Origin of the sequence: Streptomyces sp. NPDC090088 (assembly GCF_044747345.1) — a bacterium.
In the GTDB taxonomy this organism is placed as follows: Bacteria; Actinomycetota; Actinomycetes; order Streptomycetales; family Streptomycetaceae; genus Streptomyces.
Map to the genome: position 1 here is coordinate 806,365 of NZ_JBIVDZ010000005.1, position 15,883 is coordinate 822,247.

General features: G+C 70.1%; 10 protein-coding genes. 8 read left to right on the forward strand and 2 right to left on the reverse strand.

Annotated elements, in window-relative coordinates; all coding sequences use genetic code 11:
- Window positions 1–141 precede the first annotated feature (141 nt).
- The gene (locus ACIPSJ_RS27405) at window positions 142–777 is read right to left on the reverse strand and encodes a putative phosphothreonine lyase domain-containg protein (protein ID WP_401349933.1); all 636 of its coding nucleotides are present in this window, start codon (window positions 775–777) and stop codon (window positions 142–144) included.
- A gap of 50 nt (window positions 778–827) precedes the next feature.
- Here ACIPSJ_RS27405 and ACIPSJ_RS27410 point away from each other — a divergent pair, with 50 nt between their 5' ends.
- The 8 genes from ACIPSJ_RS27410 (at window position 828) to ACIPSJ_RS27445 (ending at window position 13,997) form a co-directional block, all read left to right on the forward strand.
- The gene (locus ACIPSJ_RS27410) at window positions 828–2,003 is read left to right on the forward strand and encodes a hypothetical protein (RefSeq protein ID WP_401349935.1); all 1,176 of its coding nucleotides are present in this window, start codon (window positions 828–830) and stop codon (window positions 2,001–2,003) included.
- A complete protein-coding gene (locus tag ACIPSJ_RS27415) occupies window positions 2,000–5,260 on the forward strand; it encodes a hypothetical protein (RefSeq protein WP_401349936.1) in 3,261 nt (1,086 codons plus the stop codon). Before ACIPSJ_RS27410 ends, ACIPSJ_RS27415 begins: the two co-directional genes overlap by 4 nt.
- Window positions 5,260–8,037: an RNaseH domain-containing protein gene (locus ACIPSJ_RS27420; protein WP_401349939.1), complete on the forward strand. Its 2,778-nt coding sequence runs from the start codon at window positions 5,260–5,262 to the stop codon at window positions 8,035–8,037. Before ACIPSJ_RS27415 ends, ACIPSJ_RS27420 begins: the two co-directional genes overlap by 1 nt.
- A gap of 242 nt (window positions 8,038–8,279) precedes the next feature.
- Entirely contained in the window at window positions 8,280–9,362 is a 1,083-nt protein-coding gene (locus ACIPSJ_RS27425) for a DUF4238 domain-containing protein (RefSeq protein WP_401349942.1), read from the forward strand.
- A 145-nt stretch (window positions 9,363–9,507) separates the two neighbouring features.
- Window positions 9,508–9,735, forward strand: coding sequence for a hypothetical protein (locus ACIPSJ_RS27430; RefSeq protein ID WP_401349944.1), 228 nt, complete (start codon window positions 9,508–9,510; stop codon window positions 9,733–9,735).
- Window positions 9,728–10,354: an RNA polymerase sigma factor gene (locus ACIPSJ_RS27435; protein ID WP_401349947.1), complete on the forward strand. Its 627-nt coding sequence runs from the start codon at window positions 9,728–9,730 to the stop codon at window positions 10,352–10,354. The genes ACIPSJ_RS27430 and ACIPSJ_RS27435 overlap by 8 nt, the downstream gene beginning before the upstream one ends.
- Window positions 10,351–11,028 carry a hypothetical protein gene (locus ACIPSJ_RS27440; RefSeq protein WP_401349950.1) on the forward strand — a complete coding sequence of 226 codons (678 nt, stop codon included), beginning with the start codon at window positions 10,351–10,353 and terminating at the stop codon, window positions 11,026–11,028. The genes ACIPSJ_RS27435 and ACIPSJ_RS27440 overlap by 4 nt, the downstream gene beginning before the upstream one ends.
- A gap of 497 nt (window positions 11,029–11,525) precedes the next feature.
- Window positions 11,526–13,997 carry an NB-ARC domain-containing protein gene (locus ACIPSJ_RS27445; protein ID WP_401349953.1) on the forward strand — a complete coding sequence of 824 codons (2,472 nt, stop codon included), beginning with the start codon at window positions 11,526–11,528 and terminating at the stop codon, window positions 13,995–13,997.
- Between the two features lie 35 nt (window positions 13,998–14,032).
- On the opposite strand, the gene ACIPSJ_RS27450 is transcribed toward ACIPSJ_RS27445, so the two are convergent.
- Window positions 14,033–15,718, reverse strand: coding sequence for a hypothetical protein (locus ACIPSJ_RS27450; RefSeq protein ID WP_401350132.1), 1,686 nt, complete (start codon window positions 15,716–15,718; stop codon window positions 14,033–14,035).
- Window positions 15,719–15,883: the final 165 nt, after the last annotated feature.

A 15,883-nucleotide genomic window follows, 5' to 3' on the forward strand; every position in this document is an offset into this window, starting at 1 on the left:
CCCTGCACCGGGCTGCGGCACGGGCACCGGTTGAACGCGCAGCGGTACGGCTGAGGTCCTGGCAGCCCCCGCGCCTTCGACCTTGCATGTCCCGCCCGCCAACGCGCCCGCGAACCGCGGCGCGTTCTACCGGCCGCTCGGCTACGGGGCCGCCGGCGGTGTCCGGCCGGAAGCGGCCGGGCGTGCTCCGCGCCCGCCGGTCTTGGCCGCGAGGGTGCGCGGGGCGGACGTGCTCTCATCCCGTGCCTTGCGCCGGCCGGTTGTGCGGTGCTGTCGGGTGCCGTGCGGCGGGCGGGCCTGACGCTCACGCCGGATGACTTTGGTGGTTCCGGCGGGGCTGGTGTAGATGCTGGTCCTGTCCCCGTATTCGCCGCGGGTGGTGGCCTCGTCGGTCTTGTATGCCAGAGCGTCGTGGACGCCGAGTGACCGCAGAGCGAGCAGGACCCTCCGTACGTCCTGCTCGTCGTTGCAGTCGGCGGTGTAGATGATCACCGGTCGGCGTGTGGGATCGCCGTCGAAGCCGTTGCCGAGCGTGGCGACCTTGGCCTGGGGGCCGAGCTGTCCGGCTTCCACAGCCGTCTTGATCAGGTGCCAGCCCACATCGAGGGCGCGGACCGGCAGGAACCACAGCCACTTGCCGGATTGGATGGATGCGCCGGCCGCGGCCGGGAGGCTGTCCCCGGGGGCTTTGGCCCAATGCCACGGGCGGCAGGTGTCGGATGACGGCGGGGGTGTCTTTGCGGGCTGTTGGCCTGTCCGGGTGGGCTCGTTGCGCACGAACGAACGGTATGTGACATGGCCCGCCTGCCGAGACTATGTGTTCCGGTGTGGCTCTCAGAGAAGTCGCCGCGGACCAGGAGCGGCGTGACCAGGCCCTGACGGCGTGCTGCATGGCGGTCGTCGCGGAGAGCGATCCGGTACTGGCACCCGGCCGCCGCAGCAGGGTGCTGATGGACTGTCTCGCGGTGCTGAGAGCGGCCCACCATCCGCAGCGGGCGGCACAGATCGGCATGAGGGAATTCCGTCAGGGCCTGCGCGGCCCGCTGGGTCCGCTTCTTCCCCCGGCCACGGGCAGACCCGACCGGTTCGACACCCTGCGGTTGTTCGACACGCAGGGACTGGCCCGAGACGCGGTCCAGGACCTGTGCAGCGAGCACCTGGTCCCGCAAGCGGCGCTCGAGCAGTACTGGCCGTGGGCCCGGGTGCGTGCCGAACAGGAAGAACAGCGCATGTTCGACCTCCTGCGGCGCCTTACGCCGCAGGACTACCGGTGTGCCCGCATCCTGCTGGGCGAGCACCCCGCCGGCCCGGTCAGGGACCTGCGGCGTCAGTGGGACCGGCTGTGGATGCGGTTCGACTTCTTCGAGTCCGTGGCCGACTGGCCGTGGTGCCAGGTCGACGGCTGGTGGTATCCGTGCCCGCTCTGCCACTGGCCGATGCGGGTCCTGCGGTCCGGGCCGCAGTTCGACGTGCGCTGTGAGGCCCATGCACCCAGGGGCGTCCACTACCGGTACACCCCCGGCAAAGGGCCGGGCCCGGGCGAGCTGACCGGGACCGGCAAGGCGGCGGTGCCGGTCACCCCCCTGCCGGCCAGCGCCGATCACCTGGCCGTGAGCCGGCCCGTGTGGCGCTACGGAACCCTTCCCGTGCTCCTCGAACTCCAGCTGCGCGATGCGCTGATCGGCCTGCCGTTCCTCCAGATGCAGATGTGGCCCGGGGAGCAGCGGCCGGACGAGTACGACGTGCACATCACCGTCGCCGTGCCGGGCAAGAACAAACGCCACTGGCGGGTGGACGCCAAGGCATGGGAGTCGGTCGTCGCGCTCGGCAACGCGCTCTCGGCACGCCCGGGGCTGCGCCGCGGGCTGACCATCGTCCTGCCCGACCACCAGCACAGCGAGCGGCACTTCCTCGCCTCCCAGGTACGCGACCGGGGCGTCAAGGTGACCACGGTCAGCCGTCTGGCCAACCGCGTCAAGGCCGCCTGCGGAGCGCCGCGGTGAAGCCGGAGGAGTGGGAACTGCACACGCTGTGCGTCAACACGGCGCTGGCACTGGCCGAGGAGTACTTCGGCTTCCGTGACGCCGACGGCCGGATGATTGTGCCACTGGACCAGGCCCATGTGTTCGCGGCCGCCCGCACGGATCTGTGGGAGCGCTGGCCCCGAGTCCCGCGGCGCGTACGGGAACTGGCCGGCCGGTACTGGCGCGTGCGCCCCGAGGACCTGGCCGGCCGCGGCACGTTCGAGGCCATCGCGCGGACCTGCGCGAACTCGGGCGGCGGCCTCTACCGGCTCCCTGACGACGTGCCGCCCCGGGAGGCGGCCTACCTGCTGGCCGCGCACGCCCAAAAGCCGCTGGACCTGGCACGGGAGCTGGTGCGCGAAGCCGAAGACCACTACCACGGCACCCGCCTGCCGCTGCCCGTGGCCGGCCCCGGCCGGTGGCAGTTCGGGGGACCCGAACCCTCGGTGGTGACCATCCCCGACACCGAACAGGACGCCCATGTACGGCCGCTGCAGCTGACGACCGCCCCCTATACGGCCACGACGGCCGTCACCCGCAAGAAGATCCTGCGCATGGCCCGGCGCCAGGCGGCGGCCGGACCCGGCCGCCACGGCTGGAAACCGGGCGTGCTCGCCTCCTTCTTCGACCGGCTCCAGGACGCTTCCGGCGCCCCCGCCACCCGCCTGGACCTGCCGGCCGGGAAGCTCACGATCGTCAACGCGCCCACGGGCGTGGGCAAGAGCGTGCTGATGAACGTCCTCGCCCCGCTCCTGGCCGGCCGGGGCCAGGGCCCGATCGCGGTCGTCGTCAGCACGGTCCACGACAGCCTCACAGGCGCCGAGAAGATCGCAGCGGACGACGAACTCGTCTTCCAGGTCACCGCCCAGCTCGCCCAGGCGACCGCCCCCCGGAAACTGAACTGCGTGCCGCTGGTCACCGGGGTCCGGATCGCGGAACAGGCCCAGCGCGCCGCCGAACAGGGCCGCGAGGACCGCCACGACCGGCTCGCCTACGGATGCGAGCTGTCCACATGGGTGACGGACGGCCCCAAGGTGACCCGCGGCCGCGAGCCGTGCCGCACCCTGACCAAGGTCACCGATCCCGTGGCCGGAACAGACGACCAAGAGCCGGCCGGCCCGCACGGCTGCCCGCGGATGGGAGTGTGCGGGAAGTACACGCTGCTGCGCGAGGCGGTCCAGGCGGACATCATCGTCACCAACCACCACAACCTGCTGCGCGGCCTCATCCCGGTCCCCGTCGACACCGGCCGGCATCTCCTGCGGCAGATCCCCGTGATGGAGTTCCTCAGCCGGCACTGCCGCACACTGATCGTCGACGAGGTCGACAACCTGCAGAACAGCTGGTGCTCGACGGGCGCCCACGACTTCTCCCTGGCCACCCGCGGCATCAGCAAGACCTCCCTGCTGCTCCAGGTGGACCAGCAGCGGCAGACCCTGCCGGCGGCTGCCGACCGCCGCGTGGTCAACGCCCTGTTCAAGGCCAGGGGACTGGGCGAACAGTTCCTCAACTACGTGCTGGACGGCGAGCTCTGGCTGGAGCAGGACGCCGGGGAGGAAGAACGTCCCGGTTCCGGCTGGCACGTGCCCGGCATCTGGGACCGCATCCTGATCAGGGACCTGCTCGGCCTCGACGAACACGCCCGCATCGACCCGGGCACGCACAAGGCGTTCCGTGCCATCTTCCCCGACTCGGACGGCAACACCCTCCCCGAGCCACGCTTTCAGCAACTGGCCCGCATCCTTGCCCGGGCCGTCAGCCGTGACAGCAGCGAGGACGAACTACCCGTCCTTAAAACGGAGATCTCCCAGGCGCTCAAACGCCTCAAGATCCCCAAAACGCGGCACCCGAACCTCACCAACGCACTGCTCGTACGCGCCTGGCTGGGCAGCCTCCACCAGAGCCTGACCTACCTGAAGTCAGTGATCGCCGGACTCGGCGCCCAGCTGACCGCAGGCCGCGAACTGGCACGGGCGCTCGGCTCCTCCACACACAACGGCGCCCTGCCGTTCGGGCCCCTGGGCTACCAGCTGTTCGGATTCAAGGTCAACAAGGACAACCGGGGCGGCGGCGAACTCCTCGTCCAGTCCCTCGGCGGTGACCCCCACACCGGAACCGTCCAGCTCGGCGGCACCATGGCCCTGGCCGCCGCCGGTATCGAGCGCAGCGTCCTCGCCCTGTCCGCGACCGCCTTCTTCCCGCGCGCATCCTGCGAACACGTGCACACCGAGCCCGCCTACGTCATGACGGACGCCACCCCCGGCGCGGTCACCGCCCTGGCCGGCAACGTCTCCGCCCGGGACACCGTATGGGACCCCATCACCATCGGAGGCATCGCCGAAGCCTACAAACCAGCCGAGATCCAGAAACTGGGGGAGAGACTGTGGCAGACCCGGCTCTCCGAACACCTGCGCCAACTGGAGATCGACGACCCCGACCGGGCCCGAGCCATGGTGGTCTCCAACTCCTACAAGCAAGCCGTCCTCCTCGCCGCCGGCATCGCCTCGGCGGCCGTGCAAGCCTCCTGGATCGCCGCTGTCGTCCCGAAGACAGGCACTCCCGCCGGCGTCCACCTGCCCCCCGGCGTCGTGACCATCACCCTCGATCAACTCGAGGACCTGCCCCGCACCCACCCCCAGGTCAAAGTCATCTGCGCGCCCCTGCCGCTGGTCGCCCGCGGACTGAACATCCTCGTCCCCGGCACCGAGAACTCCGCGCTGGCCTCCGTCTGGGTCGGCCTGCGCCCCGTCGCCGACCTGCACTCACCCGAGGCGATGTACGCCAGCGTCAACGCAACCGCCATCGCCGCGGCCTGCCCGGGCCCCGACCCCGCCCGCATGCTCGCCATCCAGAGCCGGGCCGCCCGAAGACAACTGCACACCCTGCTGCGCAGCGACCCCCGCTTCAGCAGGCTCCCCCGCCACCTGAAGACCGAGATCCTCGCCGGAATCCTGGTCGACCTCATCCAACTCGCCGGCCGCGCCCGCCGCGGAGGCACCCCCGTCCAGCTCTACCTCGTCGACAACTCCCTCCTCGACACCCGTCTGGGCTCCGACTTCCCCTCACTGGTGCGCTCCTACTACGACCGGCTCACCGAGGACGAACAGGCCAGCCTCCGCCGCATCTACGGCACCACCCTGACCGCCTGGCTCGACTTCGCCCACGCACCCGACCTCCTCCCGCTCACCCACGTCCCCCTGCCCCGCAGCCAAGACCTTGATCACGAAGGCGTCTGATGACCACGGCCACCAGCCAGATGTCCCTGCTTGCCTGCCACACCGACGAAGACCTCCTGGGCACGGTGCTGCTCTACCGCCTGCCCACCGTGAAGATCGACACGGCCTGGAAGAAGCTGCGCGAGGAATACCGCGGCATCACCGGCTCCACGGCCAACCTCCCCTACAGCGGCCTGCTGACCGTCCTGCGCGCCATCGGTTACACCAGCGCCACGCTCTACCCCGTCACCAAGACCGACCCGCCGAAGTTCCTCGCCACCACCCGGCCCATCGACCGCGACGACCTACATGCCGCCATCACCCTCTGGGAACAGGCACTGCTGCAGACCCCGGCCGACAGATTCACCTTCCAGCACCCGAGCCAGATCGCCGACCTCATCGCCGGGACCGCCCCCGAAAAAGTCCAGCTGTGGGACCAGATCACCCGCACCACGGCCTGCATCGACGCCCCCAGCTGGGTATGGACGGCCGCCGGTTGGACCATCGCCGAGAAACTCTCCGGTGAGACGTGGACGATCGACGCCAAGACCGTCACCTTCCGCCGCGACCTCGCCAACAGCCTCCAGGTCTGGGACCGCACCCTGCTCTGGACCAACACCTGGCTCGCCGCCCGCGGTGAAACCCCCGACGACCTCGCCGGCAACGACGACGAAGAACACGCCTGGAAGACCGCCACCCGATACGCCACGCTCCGGCTCGACATCATGATGAAGTCCCACCCCGGCCTGCCCCGCCCCGTGGCCGTCGTACAACCCTCCGTCTCCCGGCTGAGCAACACCCTGCGCAACGCCCGCACCGCCTGGTTCGAGCCCCGCGACGACAAAGGCCCCCTCCTCAACCTCGAACTCGGCGGATACGGCGACCACACCCACCTCAACCACACCACCCGCCTGGCACTGGACGCCTGGATCCGCCTGCACGGCGAACACGTCTTCCCCCACGACAAAGACGGCGAGTTCCTCGCGCCCAGCGCTCTCGACCTGAGCGGCCCTCCCGGCAAGCTCCGCGCCCTCCTGCCTTTCGCCACGAGCTATCCCCTCGGCAGAGGCGTGGGCATGTACAGCCAGCGAGAACTCGCCCGGTTCATCAGCACCGCTCTCGACCAGCCCCTGGTCAAGTGCGTCCAGGTCGCCGGCCGCCGCCCCTTCGGAAACCGGCGTACCACCGTCGAAGGCCGCGATGCGGTCCTGTGGGACGACGAGAACCTGCCGCAGATCCTCGCAGCATCCGGATGCCGGAACCTGCGCATCCTCGCCCTCTACAAGGGCCAGGCCATGCGCGCACGCATGCAGATGCTCCTGGCCTACCACTTCAACCGCCCCGACCTCGCCACCAAGGGCATCGGCGAGAACAAACCCGTCTCCCTCAACGACCACGTCGAGGTCCTGTTCCAGCCGGCACCCGAGCTGCTGGCCCACGGCGAGCACCACGATCAGCGCCCCGCCCTCGTCAGACAACTCCTCGGTCTCGGCGCGCCCGAGGGCACCCGCCTGCTCGCCCTGTGTGAAACCGAGTACGACCCCAAAGCCTGGGCACGCCAACGACGCGCCTCCAAGAAGACCGACTCCACCGTCGCCGACCCCGACACCCTGGACGCCAAGCACCGGGTCAACGCCGAACTCGCCCGCCACCAAGTCCTCGCGCAATTCCTCACCCTGTACAAGCCCGGACGCCGCAACCCCCGCAAGAAGGACCGCGAGCTCACCACTGATCTCCAGCTCCTGGGCCACGAACTCCAAGGCCACCACCGCGGCCATATGGCCGTCGCGGACCTGTCCCGCGTGGCCGGCCTCGTACACCCGCGACTGACCAAAGCCCTCAACTCCGGCCCCCACGGCCTCAAGGAACCACCTGTCCACGTCGGGCTGCACCTGCGCCAGCAGCGCGGCAAACGGCGCAGTGCCACCGACGAGCCGAAACTGATGTGGACCCTGGTCGCCCTCGTCCCCCACGGCCCCTACTGGCGCACCCTCGCCTACCTCCCCGCCGAGCACACAGGCCCAGGCGCCTGGCTCGACTACGCCACCGCCAACTGCCGCTTCCGGGCCCGGCCGCTGCCCGAAGGCCGACGCCGCGATGAACTCCTGCCTCGCCACATCGACCGCGCACTCTACGAGCTGGGCAGCCACGCCGGCCCGGCCCAGGAATACCTCCTGTACGTCTCCGGAGACGAAGCCCGCAGCATCTGGCCCCTGCTCGCCAACAAGAACCTGGGCCAGGCCCCCGACGCCGCCGGCCACATCAACAAACGGCCTGCACTGCCCGGCTTCACACTCCCGCCCGGCCAGCGCCCCCGAGCGGTCATCCGGATCACCTCCGGCAGCCAGGACGTGGCCAGGCCAGCCCTGGTCGAACGGCTCCGCCACATCGAGGAGTACGACGAGCCCGTCACCGAGGAGGGCAAACTCGCCACCGGCCTGTTCCAGATGGAAGAGGCCGACCAGACGTTCATCCTGTGCAACCTCCCCCACCAGTTCACCGGAGGCGCGCGCTACGCCCGCGCCGGCGAGTCCTGCAGCCGGTGGGGAAGCAGCGACGCCGAGGAACAAGCCGAAACCTGGTACAGCCACACGGCAACGGAGATCACCGTGCTGCATCACCCGGCTGACCAGGCCCTGCTCACGTACGGGCTCGCCGCCGCCCGCCTCTGCGACCACGCCCTTCACTGGGAACACCGCACCCAGTACCCCGCACCCGTCCACCTCGGCATCCAGATGGACAAGGACCACCCCGAGTACCGCCGCACCGTCGACGGGGACGACGAGGCCGACAGCTGAGCCATGACGAACGTGGAGCCCAGCCGCGCCATCGCACTGCTGGACAGCCCCTCCGACAACGACACATCACGAGAGGAAGGCGGGCAGGGGACACGCGGCCCGGAAGACGTGACGGAATGGGATCACCGGCTCGATGACCGCCGACCGAGACACATCCGCCGATGGACTCGCAGCATCCTGAGAGCCCTCGCACGACGGCGCGGCGCCGATGCTGACGGCGATGGTAGAAAAACCGGCGGAAGATGGGCTGTGCCGCGTGTCAGCCTGTACTCGTGCTTTCGTTCAAATACGTCCCTCCACCCACACCGGTCGAATACGACCGTTTGGTGCACGAGGCCTCCCAGGACTCGCAGCAACTCAAGCCCGACCAGCATGTTGTGTCCCGGGTGCTCCTTGACCAGTTCGCCGAACCGGTCGGCGTCAAGGGCGAACGCCTGGTCAGCAGTCTCAACCGCGCGTACATGAAGGCCAAGCCGACGAAGCGGGGCCCGGCCGGCTGCGGGAAGTTCCGGCACTTCGTGCGCCATGCCTCCGACTCCAGCGAGGCCGCCTGGATGGCCACGGAAACCCGGATGCGCGAGGCGCTCAACGCGGCGGACAACGGCACGTTCTTCGACCAGACGCAGCACTCCGACACGGTGCGCGACGCGATCGTGCTGCACATGGTGCGAAGCATCCCCGCGCTGATCGGGTCCGACGAGACATGGCGCGATCGCCACGCCGCACACATAGCCCAGTGGATGCGGCACCGCCGTGACGTCCTGTTCTGGTTGCACCGCGCCCATTTCGGCTGGTCACCGACCAGCGACCAGGAACTGCAACTCATGGCCGAAGCCTTGATCTCCGACCTGGCTGCCCAGATGGACCGCGGCGTGTACTTCCGCGTCACGGTCGTCGAACGGTTCGGGCGCTTTAGCCGCATGCTCGCGAACGAGTCCGTGAAACTCTGCCAGCCCGCATCCGGCGAGTTCCTGATCGGCGACGTACCCGCCCTCACCCTGCGCGAGGGGCACCCCGGCACTGGCGCCCGCGACGGCCTCGGGCTGGAGAACTGCGACGAACTTGTCCTGCCGCTGGGGCCTCAACTCTTGGCAGTCCTCGGGGCCGGCCACGGCTACGCCACGATCGGTGCCGACGACGTGGACCGCTACAACACCGCCCAGGTCCGGGCGGCCGCCGACTACGTGTACCTGCGGCCCGGCAGCGGTCTGGAGGCCTTCGCGCGGGACGCGGTCACGCCGCACTGGCCGAACCGTATTCCGGTCCGCCTGCGGCAGGCGGACCTTCCCGCCACCTTCCTCCGGCAGCCCGACGCTGTTCGCTGACGCACCCCCGTGAGTCAGCGAAGGCTGATCCTCGCAGCGCGAGACGCACGTCACAACCGCCTCGATGTCACGGCTGCCGCCCCTTGCTGCACTTCCTTGGTGACAGGGCGCGTCGGGCGTCGTACGGAGTATTGAGGGGGACAGGTTGCCAGAGACAGCGATCGGGTTAGCGGCACTGGGCGTGACGTTGAGCGGGCGGTTGCTCTACCAGTGGATCTGCAGCCGTACCCAGGTCCAGCTGGCCCGCCTCACCCAGCAGGGCGTCAGTGACCGCGTCCGGGCCCTGCCGCCCGGCAGCAAGGTCACCGAGCGCAGGGCCGGTGAGGAACTGCGCAGCGAGGTCGGTGCGGCTGGCGGAGACGCCCGTGGCTGACTTTGAGATCCACCTGGAGACCGTACAGCTCGAACTGGAGCCCCCCGGACGGCACACGGTCAGCCACACACCCGCGGTGTCTGCGCCAGAGCCGTACATTCCGCCAGTACCGCCACAGGAGCGTGGCAGCGTCGTCCGGGTGGAGTTCACCCAGTTCTACGAGCAGCACATGGCCAAGCTGGTCCGCCACCTGCTGCGACAGGGCGCGAGCGGCCACGAAGCAGCAGAGGCCGCGCAGGCCGCCTTCGCCGAAGCGTTCGTGAAGTGGGAGACCATCGACCACCCCGCCGCCTGGCTCCGCAAGGTCGCCATCCGCCTCTATGTTCGCCAGCCGGTGCGCCGCGAGGACCTCACCGACAACGTTCCGCAACTGTCGGGCGGCGTCTGCCCCCTGCGCTCAGTGGAACTCAAAGAGGAAGAGGCCCGTGTCTACGCCGCCCTCGCCGCTCTGCCGCCTCTGCAACGGGCGGTTCTCGCCTGGCACTTGGACGGCTTCGCAACCGGCGAGATCAGCGATGCCCTCGATATGACCCACGAAGCCGTACGGCAGAACCTTAGCCGCGGCCGCGCCCGGCTCAAGACGATCCTGCTCAGCGTGAACGACGGGGGCGAGCGATGACCCATTTCGACAGCGACGCCGAACTCGATGCCGTGCTGCGGTCCGCGGACGAGGCGGTACTGACTGCCGTGGAGGACGGTCTGGACCTCGACGCAGGACGCGCGGTCCTGTTCGCCCAGGTGACGGCCTGTGAACGCGAAGACCGCCAGCCCCCGGGCTGGAAGATCGGCCCGGACGGGAGTGTCATCGATTTCGCCGGCATCTCGGTCGAAGCGGCCCTCCAGCGAGACAACCAGGCGCACGGATCACGACGGCTCCGCGCCAGCGTGAACGATGTCAACGGGCGGGTCACCCAGATTCTGGACCTGCTGGACCGGATCTCCTACGACCTCGACCTGCTCCGGCGCTGGCTGGACTGCGTGTCGGAGGGGCGACCGCTGGGGCCGGGGCATGTGGAGAACGCGGCCACCTTGCTCGCCGCGTTGGTTGTGGGGGTCCGGGAACGGAACATGAGCGAGGAGACAGCCCTCGGGCTCGTCGCACAGGCCAGGACGGTGCTGCGGAAGCTCCTGGTTCAGATCCACCTCAATATCGGAGGCGAGGAAGACCGCAGTTCAGCCGTGAAACGGCTCCTCAACCTGAACCTCGCCCTGGTGGCCACCAATTCTCTCGTAGTCGAGCTGTTCGCCGACGACGGAGACCAGTCCTTCCTACGCCCTGTCCCCACAAGGTGACTTCGGCAGAGCAAGTTACGGACCCCGGGGCCCCGCATATGAGTCGTGCTGTTCAACGACAGCGTGACGCCGACGGCACGGCCCCCGTCGTCACGCGGGTGTCGGCTGCGGCACCTTCAGCACCCCGGCTTCCGTGCGAGCGCCGCGATGTGCGGTGGCGGGTATCTGTCCAGCGCGTCGAAGTCGTCACACAGCCGGGCCGGCAGTCGGTGCAGACACGCCTCGGTGAGCAGCTGCTGCTCATTGGGCTAGGACGTCCGCCTGTCTTCCGTGAACCTCTGGCCTACCGAGAACCACATCCGTGCGTCCTGGTCGTCATCGCCGGGACGCGGCGCGCCGAGCATTCCGGCGATTTCGTGCCGGTCAGCCAGGTGGCACAACAGGACCCTTACCTGTGGCTGGCGGCCGCGCTGTAGTGAGTCGGATTGCCCATGCGCCCAAGATCTCTCTACGGTTGGTGCCTGCCCGGTGGGCATGGACGGTGCGAAGGGGGCAGTGTGGAAGCCGAGTTGGCGGCGCTTGCGGCGTCGGGAGCGACGACGCTGGTCGGGCTGATGGTCTCGGAGTCGTGGGAGCGGGCGAAGGGCAGCCTTGCCCGGTTCTTCGCACGGCGGGCCGCGGGCGAGGACGCCGCAGGGGAACTGCAGGCGTCGAGCACGGGCTTGGACAGCGCGCAGGCAGCGGGCGACGCGAGTGCCCGGGCGGACCTCCAGGCCCGGTGGCAGCAGCGGCTGGAGGACGTCTTCCGGGAGGACCCCGGTGCGGCGCAGGAACTGGCCGGACTGCTGTCCGAGCTGGCACCCGACGCCTCACGCAGGTTCGTCAGCCTCGTGAGCGGAGGGGTTAACTACGGTCCGGCCTTCCAGGGTTCACACATCCATGGCGGCATCACCTTCAATGTCCGGCCCGACCAGTCCGGACCGGACGCGCGCCCGCTGCCCGACCAAGTGCCCGTCACCACGGTCCTGTTCAGCAACCGCACAGCCGAACTCGCGGTGCTGGATGAGACTCTCGGCACGCTAGAAGGCGGCCTGGGCCCCGTCCGCGTCGGTGTGCTGGGCGGACTGCCCGGAGTCGGCAAGACGACCATGGCCTGGCGGTGGGCGGAGCGGGCCCGACGGCGGTTTCCGGACGGGCAGCTGTATGTGGACTTCGCCGCCCTGCGGACCCAGTCCGAGCTGGCGACCGGCGCCGGTGCGGACGTCTCCGAGGCCCTCGCCATGTGCCTGAGATCGCTACCGGGAAGCGACAGCATTCCGAGTTCCCTCGCCGAGCGGACCAATCTGTTCCGCTCCCGCTCGGCCGGCCTGCGGATCCTGCTCGTCCTGGACGACGTGAACCAGCCCGCACACGTGCGTGCCCTGACCCCTAAGGGCCCGGGCAGCGCCGTCCTGGTCACCGGACGGGGCCGACTCGGTGAACTGGCCCTGGACGGAGCCCGGTTGATCTCCGTCAAGCCGCTGGACGCACACGGCGGACTGACACTGCTGACGGACCGCTGCGGCCAGGAGACGGTCGCAGCCGAACCGCAGGCCGCACGGCGCCTGGTGGAACTGTGCGGCGGCCTGCCGGTGGCCCTGCAGGTCGTAGCGGCGCGTCTGGTCGGCGACGACAGCCCGAGCATGACCGAACTGGCCGCCGAACTCGACAACGAGGCCGGCCGGCTGGCCGGCATGGCACTGGAGGGTGAGGAGTCCACGGTGTCCGCTGTTCTGAATCCTTCCTACCGGCTGCTGCCGCCCGACGCCGCCCGGCTCTACCGCCTGCTCGGATGGCTGCCGGTGGGTGTCTTCGACGCCGGTGTGGCCGCGGTCGCCGCCGACCTCGACACCGCGCGTGCCAAGCGCCTGCTGGGTGTCCTGACGAAGGCGAGCCTGGTAGAGGCAGGGGGAGACGGCCGCTACCGGATGCACGATCTGGTGCGCCTGCACGCCCGGGAGCGCGCGGCAGACGAGGAGCAGGAGAGCGAACAAGAGGCGCTGATCGGCCGAGTGGGCACGCACTACCTCGTGCTCACCGCCTTCGCCGACCGGGCCCTGCGTCGCGAGCGGCTGCGCATCGCCGACCTGTCGGCCCTGCTGCACGGCGCCGACGACCCCTTCGCCGCCGCCGGAGGGCCGCCCGCGCTGGAGTGGCTGGACACCGAGCGCTCCGCCGTCCTGGCCGTGCTGCGCTCGGCTGTCCGGCACGAGCTGCACACCCTGGTCTGGCAGCTGGCGGAAGCATTCACGGTCCTGTTCCTGTACCGCCGCTACCTGGGGACGTGGAAGGAGTCACTGGAGCTGGGCGCAGCCTCCGCCGCCGCGGCGGCGGACGTCGCGGCCGAGGCGCGGCTGCGCAGCCTGCTGTCGCGCCCGTTGCTCGACCTCGGCGAGAACGGCCGCGCGGCAGCCGAACTGGACCAGGCCGTGGTCCTGGCCGAGGCGTCCGGCCACCTCGTGCTGCGCGCTTCCGTGCAGGAATTCCTCGGCCGGTACCGGGATCTCTTCGAGCCCTCCCACGCCGTCGAGGCATACCGGCGCTCCCTGGAACTCAACGAGAGCGCCGGGGAGGCGCGTGGCGCAGCCATCGCCGCATTCTTCCTCGGATGCGCCCAGGACACCCAGGGCGATCACACACAGGCGATGGCCACCCTGAGCCGGGCGCTGCAGGACCTTCAATCCCGTCAGGAGCCGGACCGGCGGATGGCGGCCCGTGCCCAGGCAGCCATCGGCGTGGTTCGCGATCATCTCGGTCAGAGTGAGGAAGCGATCGGTGACCTGCGCGAGGCGATCCGGGCCCTTAAGGAGGCGGGGGCGACGCACTATGAGGCGCAGGCACTGGTGCAGCTCGCCGACATCGCACAGCGCACATCCGGTCGCGAGGACCTGGTGCGCGCGTGCCTGACCCGCGCCGTCGAGATCCACGAGGCAGCCGGCAGCCGCACGGCGGAGATCCTGCGGCAGCGGCTGGACGGTCTCGGCGGCTGAATCCGGCACGACCAGCCGGCCGGCGGCTCCAGACGCTACCGGGCCGCGAGTACGGGGCGAAGACGCAGCACGATGTCCTCCTCCCGCACGCCGCCGACCCGCAGCGTCACCCGGCTGCCGTTGAGCGGATGCCCTGCGCGCAGACAGGCGTAGACGACCGCAGCTGGCAAGCCGGGGTCACCGGCCGGGCCCGTGGCAGACGCCTCGACCACCCGGCCGTCCCGGAGCCCGACCAGGCACACGCCCTGGCGCACGGCCGAGGCTGCGAGAAGGCTTCCCGGCAGCTCGGCGAGCGTGTCCCGGATCCAGCGCAGCGCCTCGACTGGGGTCGCCGAGCACCGGCTGCGTACGAGCACTGAGGCGCTCTCGGCCAGACGCCGGTCACGCTCGTCGGTCGTACACGCCAGATGGGCGAAGGATCCCGGCGGGCCCGGGCGCGCTTCGTCGAACCCGCAGACGGCAGCCGGGATACGGGACAGGACGACGCTTACCTCTTCGCGCTCCCCGGCGACGAGCGTGGTCACCTGCCAGGAGGTGACCTGGGAGACGGGAGGATCCGCAGCCGTCAGCATCAGCGCAGACGGCGGCGGGGAAGCAGGTTCGGGGAGTTGCAGCAGACGGTAGAGGACGGTGCGCAACCGGGCGAGGGCGTGTCCGCGCTCGGCGAAAGCCTGGTCCGCGACCGCGGCGTACTGCTGGGGCGTGTGCCCGCGCACGACGTCGTCCACCTGCCGCAGCAGATCCCCGCGCAGATCGAGCCGGGGCGCGAGGGCCGACAGTTCGTGGACGGCCGTCCCGGGTACCGAGTCGCTGCCGAACGCGGCCAGCAGCAGCGGTATGCCCGCCGACGCCCCGTACAGTGTCACCGAGCCGTGATCGCCCACGAGGACGTCCGCGGCGACGAGCGCGGGCCGCCACGCGTGCACGGCCGGCATCAGCAGCAGTCCCGCGTCCAGGGCGGCGGCGTACAGGGTGCGGATCTGCCACGCCCCGTGGGCCGCCCACACATTGGGGTGGACGATCACACCGACCCGGTACTCGTCGCAGGGAAGCTGTGCGAGCAGACGCTGCGGAAGGTCTGGATGGCGTCCCAGAAGCGACGTTGGTCCCCAGGTGGAACTGACCATGACCAGACGCTGGTGCTCCGCCACGCCCAGCGCCTCGCGGTACATCACCCGGCGCGGCTGGCTGCCGACCAGTTCGTCGAAACACGGGTCGCCGACCAGCAGCGTGTGCCCGGCCGCTTTCGGGTGGACGGCGAGCAACTGTTCCTCCTGCGCCGGGTGCGAGACGGCCAGCCACGCACGCCCCGTCTCCAGCAGAGAATCCGCCACGGCCCCCGACAGCCTCTCACCCGAACTCCGTGAATCCGGCACGAATTTCTGAAAGCCCACGCCGTGCGGCAGCACCAATACCGGGCAGTTGCCCTCCGGCACCTCGATGTTCTCACTGGCGGACAGGATCAGGTCAGGGGAACTGCTCTCCAACTGCTCCCAGGGCATGACCCGGCACCCGGCATCGCGAAGGAGTTCGAGGACACCGGCGTTGAACGCGGACGTGGGGTCGTAGGCGAAGATGACGGTCACCCGGCTGTCGCCCCGTAGGAGGGACGGCAGCGTCTCAAGAACCCGTACGGTCGAGGTGACCGTACGGGCGGCGATGACCAGAGTGCGCTCACCGGAGAACGTGCTCCACCGGTGGGCATCAGCGCCCACCGGCACGCGAAGCGGCCAGCTATCCGACACAGCGGCCGCCTCTAACAAACCCGCGCCTCCCGCTGGTCAGCGGCTCGCGGCTCGCGGCTCGCGGCTCGCGGCTCGCGGCTCGCGGCTCGCGGCTCGCGGCTCGCGGCTCGCGGCTCGCGGCTCGCGGCTCGCGGCTCGCGG